Annotated in this window: 14 protein-coding genes; 8 read left to right on the top strand and 6 right to left on the bottom strand. The window is 51.6% G+C overall.

The window, feature by feature from the left end; all coding sequences use genetic code 11:
* Window positions 1–5: 5 nt before the first annotated feature.
* Together AC5JPW_RS13450 and AC5JPW_RS13445 are read right to left on the bottom strand one after the other, a co-directional pair.
* Window positions 6–704, bottom strand: coding sequence for a cysteine hydrolase family protein (locus tag AC5JPW_RS13450; protein ID WP_494240981.1), 699 nt, complete (start codon window positions 702–704; stop codon window positions 6–8).
* On the bottom strand, window positions 704–1,747 hold the full coding sequence (locus tag AC5JPW_RS13445) for a putative urea ABC transporter substrate-binding protein (protein ID WP_494240979.1): 1,044 nt from the start codon (window positions 1,745–1,747) through the stop codon (window positions 704–706). The genes AC5JPW_RS13450 and AC5JPW_RS13445 overlap by 1 nt, the downstream gene beginning before the upstream one ends.
* 273 nt (window positions 1,748–2,020) lie before the next feature.
* Here AC5JPW_RS13445 and AC5JPW_RS13440 point away from each other — a divergent pair, with 273 nt between their 5' ends.
* Window positions 2,021–2,374, top strand: a complete 354-nt coding sequence (locus tag AC5JPW_RS13440; protein ID WP_494240977.1) for an MmcQ/YjbR family DNA-binding protein — start codon at window positions 2,021–2,023, stop codon at window positions 2,372–2,374.
* Here the strand turns inward: AC5JPW_RS13440 and uvrA are convergent, their stop codons facing one another.
* Window positions 2,375–5,200, bottom strand: a complete 2,826-nt coding sequence (gene uvrA, locus AC5JPW_RS13435; RefSeq protein ID WP_494240976.1) for an excinuclease ABC subunit UvrA — start codon at window positions 5,198–5,200, stop codon at window positions 2,375–2,377. It lies immediately after the preceding gene.
* A 245-nt stretch (window positions 5,201–5,445) separates the two neighbouring features.
* Between uvrA and ssb1 the strand changes: the two genes are divergently transcribed.
* A complete protein-coding gene (ssb1, locus tag AC5JPW_RS13430) occupies window positions 5,446–5,982 on the top strand; it encodes a single-stranded DNA-binding protein SSB1 (RefSeq protein ID WP_494240974.1) in 537 nt (178 codons plus the stop codon).
* Window positions 5,983–6,094: 112 nt separating this feature from the next.
* On the opposite strand, the gene AC5JPW_RS13425 is transcribed toward ssb1, so the two are convergent.
* Entirely contained in the window at window positions 6,095–6,376 is a 282-nt protein-coding gene (locus AC5JPW_RS13425; RefSeq protein WP_494240973.1) for a YjcB family protein, read from the bottom strand.
* Window positions 6,377–6,916: 540 nt separating this feature from the next.
* On the opposite strand from AC5JPW_RS13425, the gene AC5JPW_RS13420 reads away from it, so the two are divergent.
* Window positions 6,917–8,320 (top strand): GGDEF domain-containing protein, encoded by a 1,404-nt coding sequence (locus AC5JPW_RS13420; protein ID WP_494240972.1) that lies wholly within the window; start codon window positions 6,917–6,919, stop codon window positions 8,318–8,320.
* A 344-nt stretch (window positions 8,321–8,664) separates the two neighbouring features.
* On the top strand, window positions 8,665–10,236 hold the full coding sequence (locus tag AC5JPW_RS13415; protein ID WP_494240970.1) for an EAL domain-containing protein: 1,572 nt from the start codon (window positions 8,665–8,667) through the stop codon (window positions 10,234–10,236).
* A gap of 15 nt (window positions 10,237–10,251) precedes the next feature.
* On the opposite strand, the gene soxS is transcribed toward AC5JPW_RS13415, so the two are convergent.
* Window positions 10,252–10,575, bottom strand: a complete 324-nt coding sequence (gene soxS / locus AC5JPW_RS13410) for a superoxide response transcriptional regulator SoxS (protein ID WP_494240968.1) — start codon at window positions 10,573–10,575, stop codon at window positions 10,252–10,254.
* 80 nt (window positions 10,576–10,655) lie between these two features.
* On the opposite strand from soxS, the gene soxR reads away from it, so the two are divergent.
* The 4 genes from soxR (at window position 10,656) to AC5JPW_RS13390 (ending at window position 15,521) form a co-directional block, all read left to right on the top strand.
* A complete protein-coding gene (gene soxR / locus AC5JPW_RS13405) occupies window positions 10,656–11,114 on the top strand; it encodes a redox-sensitive transcriptional activator SoxR (protein ID WP_494240967.1) in 459 nt (152 codons plus the stop codon).
* 291 nt (window positions 11,115–11,405) lie between these two features.
* Window positions 11,406–12,080, top strand: coding sequence for a glutathione S-transferase family protein (locus tag AC5JPW_RS13400; RefSeq protein ID WP_494240966.1), 675 nt, complete (start codon window positions 11,406–11,408; stop codon window positions 12,078–12,080).
* A 304-nt stretch (window positions 12,081–12,384) separates the two neighbouring features.
* A complete protein-coding gene (gene ghxP, locus AC5JPW_RS13395) occupies window positions 12,385–13,734 on the top strand; it encodes a guanine/hypoxanthine transporter GhxP (protein ID WP_494240965.1) in 1,350 nt (449 codons plus the stop codon).
* A 140-nt stretch (window positions 13,735–13,874) separates the two neighbouring features.
* Window positions 13,875–15,521 (top strand): Na+/H+ antiporter, encoded by a 1,647-nt coding sequence (locus AC5JPW_RS13390; RefSeq protein ID WP_494240963.1) that lies wholly within the window; start codon window positions 13,875–13,877, stop codon window positions 15,519–15,521.
* A gap of 5 nt (window positions 15,522–15,526) precedes the next feature.
* Here AC5JPW_RS13390 and AC5JPW_RS13385 read toward each other — a convergent pair whose 3' ends face one another.
* Entirely contained in the window at window positions 15,527–16,447 is a 921-nt protein-coding gene (locus AC5JPW_RS13385) for a LysR family transcriptional regulator (RefSeq protein ID WP_494240962.1), read from the bottom strand.
* Between the last annotated feature and the right edge of the window lie 39 nt (window positions 16,448–16,486).

Here is a 16,486-nt window from a genome sequence, read left to right as displayed (position 1 = left end):
GCTAATCATGTCGAACTGAGGAAATCGATGAGTGGCTGGCTGCCGATGTGCGCGCCAAAGATCCCCCCTTCACGACCGATACTCTCCAGGACGGCATGGTGAAGCTGCCTGGTGGCAGCGCCGCAGCAGTCTTCAATCAGTAAACAGTCATACCCTCGATCATTCCCCTCACGCATTGTCGACGAAACGCAGACGTCCGTGGTGACGCCCATCAGGATCAGATGGCGGATTCCTTTCACCCGCAGGATGTGTTCCAGATCTGTTGCATAAAAGGCGCTATTTCCCGGCTTATCCACGACGATTTCCCCACTGACGGGCTCGAACCCGGTGAAGAAATCACAGCCGAATTCGCCTCGCACCAGCAGACGTCCGAGAGGACCCTGGCTGCCTATTGCCGATCCGTTGCGTTCCGCTTTGATCCGCTTGTTGGCGTTCAGATCCACCAGTTCGGGGCGGTGAGACTCGCGTGTATGCAGGATAAAGAATCCCTTTTCGCGAGCAAATTGCAGGAATCTCCGGCAAGGCTCAACCGCCAACAACAAATGCGCGTTGCTTTCACCCAGAGAGCTGAAATAGCCGTTGGGGTCGATAAAGTCACGCTGCATGTCGATGACAATAACCGCGGTGTTCTGGGTATTCCATGTACCCTCAAGCGGCCATGCATAGGGTGTTGCGCTCTCGATACTGCGCCAGGCCTTCACCATTATTTCGTCTCCCCAATCCAGGTGGTTGGGAAGCGAAGTTTGACGTTTTGAGCAGAGCCGATGATGGTACCATCGCCAGCTTCTATACCGACGTAGCCAGGCTCGCTGGCGCTTTCGAACAGACCATGTTTAAACGAGAATGCGGCCATTTCGCTGATTTTTGATTTGAAGTCCTGAGAGACGACATACTCTTTCGCAGTGACCGGTGTGAAGAATTTGATGGTGGAGAACTGGTCTTCCACACTTGTCGGGTCGGTACCTAAGATAGCCGCACTGTACTTGATGAATTCCCCATGTTTTGGGTTCTCCGGATTCAGCATTGCTGCCGCTTCGTACCAGGCTCCGGTAAGCGCTTTGCCCAGATTCGGCTCTTTCTTCAGTAATTCAGTGTTAACCATCAACACATCGACCAACTCATTGGGTATTTTTGAGGAGTCAAAAACCACAGTGGTATCAGGAAATTGATGCAGAATCTGGCTTAGCTGAGGTTTCCACGAGGCAACGGCGACGGTTGATGGGTCGGCGAAGGCTGCGCCTATGTCGCTGTCAGATGTATTGACGACGGTGATATCAGATTCGCTCATTCCGGCACTGTCCAGTGCGCGTGCAAGCATATAGTGGAAGCCCGAGAGCTCAACTAAGTTGATTCGTTTGCCTTTTAAATCGGTTAGCGCCTTGTTCTTCCCGCGCATCACGATGCCATCGCTTCCGTTGGACGCACTTAACGGCATCACGACGGTCGTGTCGAGACCTCCAGCGGCAGGTATTGTTAATGCATCCAGTGACATGGCGATGGAGCCAGCAAAAGCCCCCAATCTGAATTGGGTTTGTGCTTCGATATAGTCATTCATCTGAACAGCCTTAATATCCAGGCCGTACTTATCGCCCCATTTTTTCAGTATGCCGTGATCCTGTGCGTAGCTCAGGGGCATACTGCCCGCATAAATTGTCCACGCGATTTTATAGGTCTCTTTGGCCTGCGCGATGGAGGTGGTGCCCCATGCCACTGTTAGTACGATCAGAGAAGAAAGAAATTTTGCCATCTGCTTACCCTCAGGCTGGAATGTGGTAGCCAGTATAAAAGCCGACTTTCTGCTTAAACATGACGATATTTGCAGCCTGACCTGCATGAAAAACATGGATAGGAAATTATGATGAAACAGGGTAGCCGTGAATGAGCCTCACGGAGGCTGACGTCATTGACATTAGTGTGGACAAAAGCGTACTGGCAGGATGGCTTCAATGACAGGTGATACCTTCTCAACTACCCTTCAATCCAGAAGATTATTTATCGCTCGCCGACAAGGGGAATAAAGATGACCATTTCGGAGTTACTGCAGTACTGCATGGCAAAACCGGGGGCAGAACAGAGCGTGCATAGCGACTGGAAAGCCACACAGATTAAGGTGTCTGACGTACTCTTTGCTATGGTGAAAGAGGTGGAAGGGCGTCCGGCGGCTTCACTGAAAAGCAGCCCGGAGCTGGCCGATCTTCTGCGGCAACAACACGATGATGTGCGCCCCAGCAGGCATCTGAATAAAGCCCACTGGAGCACGGTCTATCTTGATGGATCGCTACCCGACTCGCAAATCTACTATCTGGTGGACGCGTCGTATAAACAGGCCATGTCACTGTTACCTGAGCCCGTCAGGCAACAGCTTTCTGTCTGACTATTTGAGCATGGGTTTCAGGAATCGCGCTGTGTGCGAGGCTTCGCATTCGGCGACGGTTTCCGGTGTCCCCGAGACGAGAATTTCCCCGCCGCCGCTACCGCCTTCCGGCCCCAGGTCGACAATCCAGTCTGCGGTTTTAATGACGTCCAGGTTGTGCTCAATGACCACAATCGTGTTGCCCTGATCGCGTAACTGATGCAGCACTTCAAGCAATTGCTGGATATCCGCGAAGTGCAGACCGGTGGTCGGCTCATCCAGAATGTAGAGCGTCTGGCCGGTGCCACGTTTCGACAACTCACGCGCCAGTTTTACACGTTGGGCTTCGCCGCCAGAAAGGGTCGTTGCGGACTGACCCAGACGAATATAGGTCAGGCCTACGTCCATCAGGGTTTGCAGCTTACGCGCCAGCGCAGGTACGGCATCAAAGAACTCACGGGCTTCTTCAATGGTCATATCCAGCACTTCGTGAATGCTCTTGCCCTTGTACTTAATCTCCAGCGTTTCGCGGTTATAGCGTTTGCCTTTGCACTGGTCGCACGGAACGTACACATCCGGCAGGAAGTGCATTTCAACTTTGATGACGCCATCACCCTGACAGGCTTCGCAACGCCCACCGCGTACGTTAAAACTGAAACGTCCTGGCGTGTAACCACGTGAACGGGATTCCGGTACACCAGCAAACAGTTCGCGTACGGGCGTAAATACGCCGGTATAGGTCGCCGGGTTTGAACGCGGTGTACGACCAATCGGGCTTTGGTCGATGTCGATAACTTTATCGAAATGTTCCAGCCCCTGAATATCACGATAAGGTGCAGGTTCCGCGAGCGTGGCCCCGTTCAACTGGGTTTGCGCGAGAGGGAACAGAGTATCGTTAATCAGCGTGGATTTACCTGAACCCGACACCCCAGTGATACAGGTAAACAGGCCAACCGGCAGTGTCAACGTGACGTCTTTCAAGTTGTTGCCTCGTGCACCGGTCAGTTTCAGCACCTTCTCCGGGTCGGCTTTGACGCGTGATTTGGGTATCGCTATCTTCCGCTTACCACTCATGTACTGGCCGGTAAGGGATTCCGGCACCGCCATAATGTCATCCAGCGTGCCTTCTGCTACCACCTGACCGCCGTGGATACCTGCTCCCGGACCGATGTCGATCACATGATCGGCTGCACGAATCGCGTCTTCATCGTGTTCCACCACAATCACGGTATTGCCCAGATTACGCAGATGAACCAGCGTGCCTAGCAGGCGCTCGTTATCGCGCTGGTGGAGGCCGATAGACGGCTCATCCAGAACATACATGACACCTACCAGACCCGCACCAATCTGACTTGCCAGACGAATGCGCTGCGCTTCTCCACCTGAAAGAGTTTCTGCCGAGCGGGAAAGCGTCAGGTAGTTCAGGCCGACGTTCACGAGGAATTTCAGGCGATCGCCAATCTCTTTCAGTACTTTTTCGGCGATTTGGGCGCGCTGGCCGGAGAGCTTCAGGTTGGTGAAGAAGTCCATCGCGTGGCCGATGCTCATGTCCGAAATGGTAGGCAACGGCGTGTTTTCAACATAGACGTGGCGTGCTTCACGGCGCAGACGTGTTCCTTCGCAGCTTGCGCATGAACGGTTGCTGATAAATTTTGCCAGCTCTTCACGTACCGCTGATGATTCCGTCTCTTTGTAGCGGCGCTCCATATTATGCAAAACGCCTTCGAACGGATGGCGGCGCACGGAGGTGTCGCCACGATCGTTCATATATTTGAATTCGATGTTCTCTTTACCGGAACCGAACAGCACGACTTTGTGTACGTTTGCGCTCAGACTCGCCCAAGGGGCGTCGACATCAAACTTGTAGTGATCTGCCAGAGATTTAAGCATCTGGAAGTAGTAGAAATTACGGCGATCCCAGCCACGGATTGCCCCGCCAGCCAGCGACAGCTCAGGGTTCTGAATGACGCGGTCAGGATCGAAATACTGCTGTACGCCCAGACCGTCGCAGGTCGGGCAGGCGCCTGCCGGGTTGTTGAACGAGAACAGACGCGGTTCCAGCTCACGCATACTGTAGCCACAAATCGGGCAGGCAAAGTTGGCGGAGAACAGCATCTCTTCTGCTTTGGTATCATCCATATCGGCGACGATCGCCGTACCACCGGATAACTCCAGCGCGGTTTCGAATGATTCAGCCAGACGCTGAGCCAGGTCCTCACGCACTTTGAAACGATCGATAACCACTTCAATGGTGTGTTTCTTTTGCAGTTCCAGCGACGGCGGATCGGAAAGGTCGCAGACTTCACCATCGATACGGGCGCGGATGTAGCCCTGGCTTGCCAGGTTTTCCAGCGTTTTGGTGTGCTCGCCCTTACGTTCTTTAATGATTGGGGCCAGCAGCATCAGACGTTTGCCTTCCGGCAGGGCCAGTACGTTATCGACCATCTGGCTGACGGTTTGCGCCGCCAGCGGTACGTCATGGTCCGGGCAGCGCGGTTCGCCGACGCGGGCATACAGCAGACGCAGATAATCGTGAATTTCGGTGATGGTACCGACTGTGGAACGCGGGTTGTGCGAGGTGGATTTCTGCTCAATAGAAATCGCTGGCGAAAGCCCTTCGATATGGTCAACGTCCGGTTTTTCCATCAGCGACAGAAACTGACGGGCGTAGGCGGAGAGTGACTCTACATAGCGGCGCTGCCCTTCGGCGTACAGGGTGTCGAAAGCCAGTGAAGATTTACCTGAACCTGACAGCCCGGTCACGACAATCAGCTTGTCGCGGGGGATGACGAGGTTGATGTTTTTGAGATTGTGGGTGCGTGCGCCCCGTACTTCGATCTTATCCATTCACCTTTCCCGGTAATGACTCGGAATGCCTGATTTGTTTGAAGGACAACCGGCAGAAACGGCTAATTATGACACAATTTAACCTGTTTGAATATACAGTATTGGAATGCATCTTCCGCTAAAATGTGCAAAAATGTACAGTTCGCGAGAACGCTGGAAGATGCTTCGAAACTATCGGAAGACCACGTGGAAATGGTACACTCTCGCGTTTACACTATATAGAAACGTATTCAGGAGACTCGATCATGGCCAGCAGAGGCGTAAACAAGGTGATTCTCGTCGGTAATCTGGGGCAGGACCCGGAAGTACGCTACATGCCGAGTGGTGGCGCAGTTGCCAACATTACGCTGGCGACCTCCGAATCCTGGCGCGATAAAGCAACCGGTGAGATGAAAGAGCAGACTGAGTGGCACCGTGTTGTGCTGTTCGGCAAACTGGCAGAAGTCGCGGGCGAATACCTGCGTAAAGGCTCTCAGGTCTACATCGAAGGTCAGCTGCGTACTCGCAAATGGACCGATCAGTCCGGCTCAGAAAAATACACCACTGAAGTTGTGGTCAACGTCGGCGGCACCATGCAGATGCTCGGTGGCCGTCAGGGCGGCGGCGCTCCGGCTGGTGGCAACATGGGCGGTGGTCAGGGCCAGCAGGGGGGTTGGGGCCAACCTCAGCAGCCGCAGGGTGGTAACCAGTTCAGCGGCGGCGCGCAGTCTCGCCCACAGCAGTCCGCGCCGGCGCCGTCTAACGAACCACCGATGGATTTCGACGACGATATCCCGTTCTGATAATTACCGGATATTTAGCGTTAAGCCTGTGATGATAAGCCCTCGTGATGACGAGGGTTTTTTGTATCCGTGGTTTGCGGGTATTAAAAAGCTCCACATGGGAGCTTTTTAATCAGGTAATAACCATTGGCCATTCTGGTGGCGCTTTCGCTGACATTTCCACCATGATATTCACTACATTGTGCCAGACGTTGGCCGCATCCAGCAGAGTGATTCCGAGCAAACCGGTCGCGAACCAGCAGGCTGCCACCAGACCAAGACCGCTACTGATCACCGCCAGTCCAACATAATCCGCTTTACGAAATTGAATATTCAGTGTGCTGGCCATAAACATCAGCACTGCACTCAATATCTGCCAACGTAACAGTACGACGCTGGTGGTTAGGGTTGCCATGGAACCGTCCTCAAAAATAAACAAATTTCAGGCGGACGTGCTGAAGCCACATGCGCGATGCGCTGGCTATGCTGGAGTCCGCGGGGGTTACATCAGGTGAAACAGTGTTCCTGTTTCGATTTTTGTGAACTATATCACATTTGTTCTTTTATTAGCCAGTCTGACCAGCCGGATTTTTATAGAAAAATGGGCTTTCGATATGGATAAAAGTGCTGTTGAATTGGAATGATAAGATTTTGCTATGAATAAAAATAATACTTTCAAATTCATTTGCTTAGTAACCCAGTGATTTTACATGTGTTTTAGGTGATATTTACAGTTCGCTGTTCATCTATTATTCTTGATCCAATAGTTATATATACCTGAATGCTGACTTTCAGGTTTTTTGATCCTGATGGATATATCCTCAACAGACGTTGTTTGCATTACGCCGCATTTTTTAATGCAGGCGCTGCGTGTGTGACTCTATGGCTTTTTATTTTTTTAACGTTGCTCATTGTGGGTATGGTCCGGTGTGTTTAATCATCGGTGATAGAAAAAATGAAAACAGAAATTTCCGCCATTCCCTTGGATGACGGTGCAGTGGCACTTGGTATCCTGGCAAAATTGATGCCCTGGTTGACTGAACAGCGTTCGCTTGGCGAAATCCTGGAAGCCATTAACGCTGCGGTCGGCTCTACGTTATCCTGGATGGTCATTGAAGAGGAAGGCGAGATACAGTATGCCAGCGCGGGGCCGATACCCTGCACCCTGAAAGACGCCCAGGCTTTTCTTGAACATTCGCAGCTACGCCGACATCAACATGCATGGCGGGTTATATGCTGGCGCAGACAAGTCGGTTCATTATTATTTCCACCAGAGCATGATACTGCAGATAAATTCCAGAGCGGTATTTTATGTAAATTAAATTCGACGACACCAGGGCTGGAAGGTTTTTTCTTTTTGGCTTTTCCTCGGTCTTTAACATCAATGGATATAATAAAGAATGTTGTTGTTATTCTGGTCGAGAAATTAAAAGATTATTTAGCTGAAATTGTCGCTAAAGAACGCATGGCGAGGGAGATGCAACGCATTGTTGCGCAATATAAAGTGTTATTTGATCGCGCACCCGTATTAATGAACTCCTTCGATAAAAATAATCGCTGCGTCCTGTGGAATGGTGAGTGCGAACGCCTGTTTGGCTGGACGATTGAGGAGCTAAACCAACGCACCGATCCATTAGCGTTGTTTTTCCCTGACGCAGAAATTCGTCATCGGGTTCGGGCGACCGTAAGCTCGTCTGTGACTGTCGACATGCATGAATGGCACCCCGTTAAACGTAACGGTGATGTTTTGACCGTTCTTTGGTCAAACATTTTGCTGCCAGACAAGTCTATTCTGAGTATTGGCCTGGATATCACCGAACGCAAAAAAGCTGAGCATCAACTGGCGGTGAAAGCCACCACCGATGATTTGACCGGCTGCTTTAACCGTTTCTCCATTTTGAGACAGTTCAAAGAGGCGCTGGTTGCGTGTGTTCCGGGTGATCCATACAGCCATTTCAGCATATTGATGCTCGATCTGGATCATTTTAAAAATATCAATGACCACTGGGGGCATCTTACCGGTGATGCGGCATTGCTTCATTTTTGTGAGAAAATTCGCGAACTCAGTCCGCAGGATTGTGCATTAGGCCGACTTGGGGGTGAGGAATTTCTGATTTTGATGCCGAGGGCTGATGCTGATACGGCGTTGCGCTTTAGTCAAAAAATCCGTTTGGCTCTGACAGAGAGGCCACTTTACAACAGTGGTGAAAAGATAACCTTATCGTTCAGCGCTGGTGTGGTGTTCGTGACGGGTGGGGTCTCAGATACTTCAGTTTTGCTTACGCTTGCCGACAATGCGTTGTACGATGCAAAGCGTACGGGGCGCAGCAAAACCGTCATCTCTGAACCCGTATTCTAAGTATTTTGAGTACCCTTATCCCAGAGTACCCAATAGATGAAAAATTACCCTGGTGACGCGACTTTTTTTTATCCTGTGGGCAGTTTGACTTAATCAAAGATAGTCTGTTGCGCAAACTAAAAACCGCCTGTACCCTCTGGACAAATATTTTCCCTTATATAAACACGACGCATACTCTTAGTTTGCCTTACGGGCGAATATTATCGTCATAACCAAATATTAGGTTTTTAATGAAAAAAGTAAGTTGCTAATGTCGTATGATTCATGCAACGTAATCACCTGTTTATCAAAGCATCCTGCCTTCATTACATGCAGGCACACTAAATGCAGGGATATAGGCGGAAATGAATCATAGCGTGCGTCGCAAGATGCTGAGACTTGTCGGGATCATCGTGGTAGTGCTCCTGCCGGTGATGCTGTCGCTATGGTTTGCGCACGTCCGTGCAGTAAAGGAAACAGGTGCGCAGTTACGTTCATTTGCACAACTGGCTTTAGATAAAACTGAAATTGTTATTGGGCAAGTAGATTCGGCTTTTAATGAGGCTGAAAAATATCAAGGTCGCATCTGCGCTCCTGAACATCGCGATTACATGCTTAATATCATTCGCGGTAGTCTTTATGTCGCCGATTTAATTTATGCGCGTGGCGAACAGTTCATTTGTTCAACCGCAATGCTACCCGCGCAATCGTATGCTATTTCGCCACCTGAGTATAAACGCAAGCCCGATATCTCTATTTATTACTATCGTGATACCCCATTTTATCCAGGTTATAAGATGGTCTATCTGCAGCAGGGTCATTATGTGGCGCTGGTGAATCCACTCTCCTTTAGTGAAGTGATGTCAGATGATCGTTCTTTGGCTTTCGGTGTATACGATACCGTGACCGGTATGTTTTTCTCCGTTAGTCCGCAAGCCGACTTAAAAACGATGGAGTCTCTGGTCCGAAAGAGTGACCTGACTTTCCAAAAAAATAAGCGCGTTTATACCATTGCCCACTCTGATAAACGTCCAATTGCCATTATCGTTTCGACCTCCAGCGATAGCTACTTCCAGTCTCTCTATCACCAGGCCACATTGACCCTTCCGCTGGGGATGATTTGCAGCATTATTGTTTTATTGATGTGGTCCCGAACACGGCAGGAGTTTAACTCCCCACGTCGCCTGCTCCACAGAGCATTAATTAAGCATCAACTCAAACTTCACTACCAACCCATCATTGATATTAAAAACGGACAATGCGTCGGCGCAGAAGCATTATTACGCTGGCCAGGTTTTAACGGTCCGGTAATGAGCCCGGCAGAGTTTATTCCGTTGGCCGAAAAAGAAGGCATGATCGAACGTGTGACCGATTATGTAGTAGATGAAGTTTTTCAGGATTTAGGTGAATTCCTGGCAAAATGGCCTGATCTTTATATTTCGATCAATTTATCAGCGGTGGACTTCCACTCTTCTCGTCTTATTGCTCTTATCTCAAATAAAGCTCGGGAATATTCTGTTCGCGCTGAACAAATTAAAATCGAAGTAACTGAACGTGGATTTATTGATGTGCCCAAAACAACGCCTGTTATTCAGGCATTTCGCCAGGCCGGTTATGAGGTGGCGATCGATGATTTTGGCACCGGATATTCCAACCTGCATAACTTGTACTCATTAAATGTCGATATTCTGAAGATTGATAAATCCTTTATCGACACCCTGACGACCAACAGCACCAGCCACCTGATTGCAGAGCACATTATCGAGATGGCCCACAGTCTGCGTCTGAAAATTATTGCTGAAGGGGTGGAAACGAGTGAACAAGTCACCTGGCTGTTGAAACGCGGCGTGCAGTTCTGTCAGGGCTGGCATTTTGCGAAGGCGCTACCACCGCAGGACTTTATGGCCTGGGTTAAGCAGCCACCTCCACTAAAGTAATTTTCCCGGCGGCAGCTATGCGTGATGGCGATAGTCGCTGGGGGTACGATCGAATTCACGACGAAACACTCTCGAAAATGTCTGCTGCGAGACATATCCCAGATCCATTGCAATATCAAAAATCGGACGCTGCGTAGTTCGCAGCGCTTCTGCCGCCAACAGCAACCGACGCTGGCGAATATAATCCCCCAAAGTCTGATGCGTAATCGTGCGGAACATTCTCTGCAGATACCACTTTGAATAACCAGACTTTCTGGCGACAACATCAATGTTTAACGGTTGGTCGATATGTTCATCAATCCATTCCGTCAGGGTCTGAATAATCTGCTGATGGGACATATTGCTGCCTCTTTCTCGATTCGTCGTTTTGTCTGCAGTGGAGTATAATTCCTCAAGTTAACTTGAGGTAAAGGGCTTTTATGGCAATAAAATCACCACGAATTAAAGCGCTGCTCACCCCCGGAGAAGTGGCGAAGCGAAGCGGGGTTGCAGTCTCTGCGTTGCACTTTTATGAAAGCAAAGGGCTGATTAAAAGCACGCGTAACAGCGGTAATCAGCGGCGTTATGCGCGTGATGTGCTGCGCTATGTGGCGATCATAAAAATTGCTCAACGGATCGGTATTCCTCTGGCAACTATTCACGATGCGTTCGGTGTATTACCGGAAGGGCATACGCTGAGTGCGAAAGAGTGGAAGCAGCTCTCATCCCAGTGGCGAGAGGAACTCGACAGGCGTATTCATACTCTGGTGGCGTTACGTGATGAACTGGATGGTTGCATCGGCTGTGGCTGCCTGTCACGCAGTGACTGCCCGTTACGTAACCCTGGTGATCAGTTGGGTCAGCAAGGTACGGGTGCGCGTTTGTTGGAAGAGGATTAATGCGTGCAGGGAAGCGACAAAAAACTAAAGCGCCCAACTGAGGCGCTTTAGTCGGTCCGGTCTTTGCCTTTCTCTCTATCCCATTCACGTATGGGAGGGTTTCCCCCGACATCAGCACCCCTCATTTGTATTGGAGGTTCCGGATTGTGCTGACACTTTTATTGTAGTTTTTGATTAAAAAATAGCCAATTTGCATGCGGGGTTTTTTAGGAAAATTTTCATCCATAGCCAAGGCTTTTCTATAGTTAATTAGAATAAACAGTAAATTCATATCAATCACGGGAGAAAGCCATGCTCACGGTGCATCATCTCAATCAATCGCGTTCTCAGCGTGTACTTTGGGCGCTGGAAGAGCTGGATCTGCCTTACCAGATTGTTCGTTATCAGCGTGAAAAGACTATGCTTGCCCCGGATTCGCTCAAAAAGGTCCATCCATTGGGTAAATCCCCGGTGCTGGAAGATGGTGGGCTGGTGATTGCTGAGTCGGGGGCTATTCTCGAATACCTGCAGGAAACTTACGACCCTGAAGAGCGCTTTAAGCCGCAGGCGCAGGACGTATCGATGCGACAGCAATACCGCTTTTGGCTGCATTATGCGGAAGGTTCGCTGATGCCTCTGTTACTGATGAAGCTGGTTTTTAGCAGTCTGGGTAAACCGCCGGTACCGTTTGGCGTACGTACGATAGGGAAAGCGTTAGGCAGCGGCATCCAAAAAGCCTGGCTGAATAAGCAAATTGCCACCCATGCGCACTTTATTGAGTCTGAACTTGCCCATCGCCCCTGGTTTGCGGGCGAGGCTCTCAGCATGGCGGATGTGCAGATGAGCTTCCCGATTTTTGCCTTACTCGCCAGAGGTGGGGTTGATGACCTTCCTAATACCAGAGCCTGGAAGAAAAGGGTAGAAATGCGTCCGGCCTGGCAACGGGCTATACAACAGGGCGGACCTTTTGATCTTCCTGGCAGCTAAAAATGATCCGTAAATGTTGCAAAGTTGCGCACCGACGATAACGTTTGCGCACGCGGCGGTTATTTCTTCGCCGCCATAAGTGAAAATTAGCAAAAAGGGGCAAAGTTAAGTTGAAAAGCGGTATCTAAACGCTGGATAATCGTTTGCCTTTTTCTTCCAACCGTTTTGTATGCGCGGAGTTAAACGTTTGCTTTTTGTGACACCCCTTTGTCACAACGCAGCACAGGGAGACGACGTTTAACATGCAGTGGACTGTCCGCCGCGTATACCAACGAACGATAAAAATACTCAGGGGATGTTTTCTATGTCTACGCCTTCAGCGCGTACCGGCGGTTCGCTTGACGCTTTCTTTAAAATTTCCAGCCGTGGTAGCACGGTTCGTCAGGAAGTCGTTGCCGGTTTAACCACCTTTTTGGCAATGGTCTATTCCGTCATTGTTGTTCCGAGCATGCTGGGTAAAGCCGGTTTCCCACCGGCAGCGGTCTTCGTCGCGACCTGTCTGGTTGCCGGTGTAGGCTCCATCGTTATGGGTCTGTGGGCTAACCTGCCGCTGGCCATCGGTTGTGCTATCTCTCTGACCGCTTTCACTGCGTTTAGTCTGGTGCTGGGTCAACACATCAGTGTTCCGGTCGCACTCGGCGCAGTGTTCCTGATGGGGGTGCTGTTTACCGTGATCTCTGCCACCGGTATCCGTAGCTGGATCCTGCGCAATCTGCCACAAGGTGTTGCGCACGGCACCGGTATCGGTATCGGCCTGTTCCTGCTGCTGATTGCTGCAAACGGCGTGGGTCTGGTCATCAAGAACCCGCTGGACGGTCTGCCGGTTGCGCTGGGCCACTTCGCCAGCTTCCCGGTTATCATGTCCCTGATTGGCCTTGCGGTGATCATTGGTCTGGAAAAACTGAAAGTGCCAGGCGGTATTCTGCTGACCATCATCGGCGTTTCCGTTGTCGGTTTGATCTTTGATCCGAACGTTCACTTCTCCGGTATCTTTGCCATGCCATCGCTGAGCGACGATCAGGGTAACTCTCTGATTGGCAGCCTGGACATTGTTGGCGCGCTTAACCCAGTTGTTCTGCCAAGCGTTCTGGCGCTGGTGATGACCGCGGTGTTTGATGCTACCGGGACTATCCGTGCGGTTGCCGGTCAGGCAAACCTGCTGGATAAAGACGGTCAGATCATCGATGGCGGTAAAGCGCTGACCACCGACTCCCTGAGCAGCGTCTTCTCTGGTCTGGTGGGTGCAGCACCTGCAGCGGTATACATCGAATCTGCGGCAGGTACTGCGGCGGGCGGTAAAACCGGCCTGACGGCACTGACCGTCGGCGTGTTGTTCCTGCTGATCCTGTTCCTCTCCCCGCTCTCTTATCTGGTACCGGCCTATGCTACCGCGCCTGCGCTGATGTACGTAGGCCTGCTGATGCTGAGCAACGTGGCAAAAATCGACTTTGCTGACTTTGTTGATGCAATGGCTGGCCTGATCACGGCGGTATTCATCGTGCTGACCTGTAACATTGTTACCGGCATCATGATCGGTTTCGCTTCTTTGGTGATTGGTCGCGTGGTTTCCGGTGAGTGGCGTAAGCTGAACATCGGTACCGTTGTGATTGCCGTCGCACTGGTTGCCTTCTATGCGGGCGGTTGGGCTATCTAAGTCTGACGATTGCTCCCAAAACGGGTGGCTCAGGCCGCCCGTTTTCATTTTTTGCGCACATCCCGTTACCTTTGCGTTAAGCTGAATGTTCTATCATCAAGGCATGACGCCTTAATAAAAACATCGCAAACAGGGAACGCATGGAACTCTTTTTTACCATTCTCATCATGACCCTTGTGGTCTCACTCTCGGGGGTCGTTACACGCGTATTACCCTTTCAGATCCCCCTCCCGCTTATGCAAATCGCCATCGGCGCACTGCTGGCTTTTCCCACGTTTGGCCTGCATGTGGAGTTCGACCCGGAGCTGTTTTTAGTGCTCTTCATCCCGCCGCTGCTGTTTGCCGATGGCTGGAAAACGCCTACTCGTGAGTTTCTCGAACACGGGCGAGAGATCTTCGGCCTCGCACTGGCACTGGTGGTGGTCACCGTCGTCGGCATCGGTTTCTTAATTTATTTGCTGGTACCGGGTATTCCACTAGTACCGGCATTTGCGCTGGCTGCGGTGTTGTCACCTACCGATGCGGTCGCGCTTTCGGGGATTGTCGGTGAGGGCCGCATCCCGAAAAAAATCATGGGCATTTTGCAGGGCGAGGCGTTGATGAACGATGCCTCGGGCCTGGTTTCGTTGAAGTTTGCGGTTGCCGTGGCGATGGGGACGATGGTCTTTACCATCGGTGGCGCGACCGTCGAGTTTTTCAAAGTGGCTATCGGCGGCATTCTGGCCGGGTTTGTGGTGAGCTGGCTGTACGGGCGTTCGCTGCGTTTTCTTAGCCGCTGGGGCGGTGATGAACCCGCTACCCAGATTGTGCTGCTGTTCCTGTTACCGTTCGCCTCTTATCTGATTGCAGAACATATTGGCTTCTCTGGCATTCTGGCGGCGGTAGCGGCAGGGATGACCATCACCCGTTCTGGCATGATGCGTACCGCGCCGCTGGCGATGCGCCTGCGTGCCAACAGCACCTGGGCAATGCTGGAGTTTGTCTTTAACGGCATGGTGTTCCTGCTGTTGGGTCTGCAACTGCCAGGGATTCTGGAATCCTCCCTGGTGGCAGCAGAAGCCGATCCGAATGTCGAAACCTGGATGCTGTTCACCGACATTATTCTAATTTACCTGGCGTTGATGCTGGTCCGTTTTGGCTGGCTGTGGACCATGAAAAACTTCAGCAAACGCTTTTTGCACAAGAAACCGATGGAGTTTGGTTCCTGGAGCACGCGTGAACTGCTGATTGCCACCTTTGCCGGTGTGCGCGGGGCGATTACCCTGGCGGGTGTGTTATCGATTCCGCTGTTCCTGCCTAACGGTCTGGACTTCCCGGCGCGTTATGAGCTGGTGTTCCTCGCTGCCGGGGTGATCCTCTTCTCGCTGTTTGTCGGCGTCATTGCTCTGCCACAACTGCTTCAGCATATTGAAGTACGTGACCATTCTCAGCAGTTTAAAGAAGAACGAATGGCGCGTGCCGCCACCGCCGAAGTCGCTATTGTCGCTATTCAAAAAATGGAAGAGCGCATGGCGGCGGATGCAGAAGAGAACATCGATAACCAGTTGCTGACCGAGGTCAGTTCCAGGGTTATCGGCAACTTGCGTCGCCGCGCTGACGGGCGCAACAACGTTGAAAGCTCGCTGCTGGAGGAGAATCTTGAACGTCGTTTCCGCCTGGCGGCCCTGCGTTCAGAACGTGCGGAGCTTTACCATCTGCGCGCGACCCGGCAGATCAGCAATGAGACACTGCAAAAGATGCTGCACGATCTCGATTTGCTGGAATCGTTATTAATCGAGCATAAGTAACTTTGCTACTGGCCCGGCGGCAGTTCGCTGACCGGGCCCGTGGTTTCCGGCAACCAGAACCCTTCACAACATTTCAGCCACGCCTGAGCGCTGCGGGACAAATAAACGCCGTCACGCCAGATCATCCCTAGCAGCCAGCGCAAATCGCTCTCCAGCGGTATCCAGTTGAGGGTCTGCTTATCCAGCCGCTGACAAATCGGCTCGGGTAAAATCGCGATGCCCACCCCCGCCTGCACCATAGCGGCAAGAAAATCCCACTGCCCGCTGCGCACCGCAATCCGTGGTTTGACCCCGTGCTGGCTGAAGAGTTGATTGAGCTGTCGGCTTAACGCGAAATCCTCGTTGTAAATCAGCAGGGGATGCGCGGCGAGCTGCTCCGGCGTGATGGATTTCATGTTGTGCCATTCCCCTGAACGCGGGACCAGCACGCAGAGCGGGTGGCTGAAGAGGGGCAGGGTGGCAAGACCGCTGTCGGCTTCTACTGGCAGTGCGGTCATCGCCAAATCCAGCTCACCGTTGGTGACGGCCTGTTGCACCGTTAGCCCGCCAAATTCAGAGATTTTCAGCTCCACGCCGGGGTAGCGCTGGCGAAACAGGCTGATGGGGCCTGCCATCAACATGCCGACCATTGGCGGGATGCCGAGGCGCAGCACCCCTTTGTTCAGATGATTAATGTCACCCAGTTCGGCTTCCAGTTGGCGAAATTCGGCCAGAATGGCCAGCCCGCGCTCGAAAACCACGCGCCCGGTGTCGGTCAGTAATAATTTACGGCCATCGCGAATAAGCAGTGTGCAATTGAGTTCATCCTCAAGATTTTTAAGCATCTTGCTGATGGTCGGTTGCGTAACAAATAAGCGCTCCGCTGCGCGCGTGAAACTTTGCTGGCGCACCACTTCCACGAAATAACGCAGCGTTCTGATGTCCATAATTATTCCTTTAACCTATACATGCGATGAGTTTAATTC

This window comes from Phytobacter sp. (assembly GCF_059074235.1).
Note: the sequence above shows the minus strand (reverse complement) of the source record. Positions and strands in the feature narration are given on the sequence as shown.

Bases quoted from the DNA above. Each gene is read 5' to 3' on its own strand.
- AC5JPW_RS13425 (WP_494240973.1), bottom strand. From the start codon at position 6,376: ATGGCAACCCTAACCACCAGCGTCGTACTGTTACGTTGGCAGATATTG.
- AC5JPW_RS13390 (WP_494240963.1), top strand. From the start codon at position 13,875: ATGGAACTCTTTTTTACCATTCTCATCATGACCCTTGTGGTCTCACTC.
- soxS (WP_494240968.1), bottom strand. From the start codon at position 10,575: ATGTCCCATCAGCAGATTATTCAGACCCTGACGGAATGGATTGATGAA.
- AC5JPW_RS13440 (WP_494240977.1), top strand. From the start codon at position 2,021: ATGACCATTTCGGAGTTACTGCAGTACTGCATGGCAAAACCGGGGGCA.
- uvrA (WP_494240976.1), bottom strand. From the start codon at position 5,200: ATGGATAAGATCGAAGTACGGGGCGCACGCACCCACAATCTCAAAAAC.
- AC5JPW_RS13445 (WP_494240979.1), bottom strand. From the start codon at position 1,747: ATGGCAAAATTTCTTTCTTCTCTGATCGTACTAACAGTGGCATGGGGC.
- AC5JPW_RS13415 (WP_494240970.1), top strand. From the start codon at position 8,665: ATGAATCATAGCGTGCGTCGCAAGATGCTGAGACTTGTCGGGATCATC.
- AC5JPW_RS13400 (WP_494240966.1), top strand. From the start codon at position 11,406: ATGCTCACGGTGCATCATCTCAATCAATCGCGTTCTCAGCGTGTACTT.
- AC5JPW_RS13450 (WP_494240981.1), bottom strand. From the start codon at position 704: ATGGTGAAGGCCTGGCGCAGTATCGAGAGCGCAACACCCTATGCATGG.
- ghxP (WP_494240965.1), top strand. From the start codon at position 12,385: ATGTCTACGCCTTCAGCGCGTACCGGCGGTTCGCTTGACGCTTTCTTT.
- AC5JPW_RS13420 (WP_494240972.1), top strand. From the start codon at position 6,917: ATGAAAACAGAAATTTCCGCCATTCCCTTGGATGACGGTGCAGTGGCA.
- AC5JPW_RS13385 (WP_494240962.1), bottom strand. From the start codon at position 16,447: ATGGACATCAGAACGCTGCGTTATTTCGTGGAAGTGGTGCGCCAGCAA.
- soxR (WP_494240967.1), top strand. From the start codon at position 10,656: ATGGCAATAAAATCACCACGAATTAAAGCGCTGCTCACCCCCGGAGAA.
- ssb1 (WP_494240974.1), top strand. From the start codon at position 5,446: ATGGCCAGCAGAGGCGTAAACAAGGTGATTCTCGTCGGTAATCTGGGG.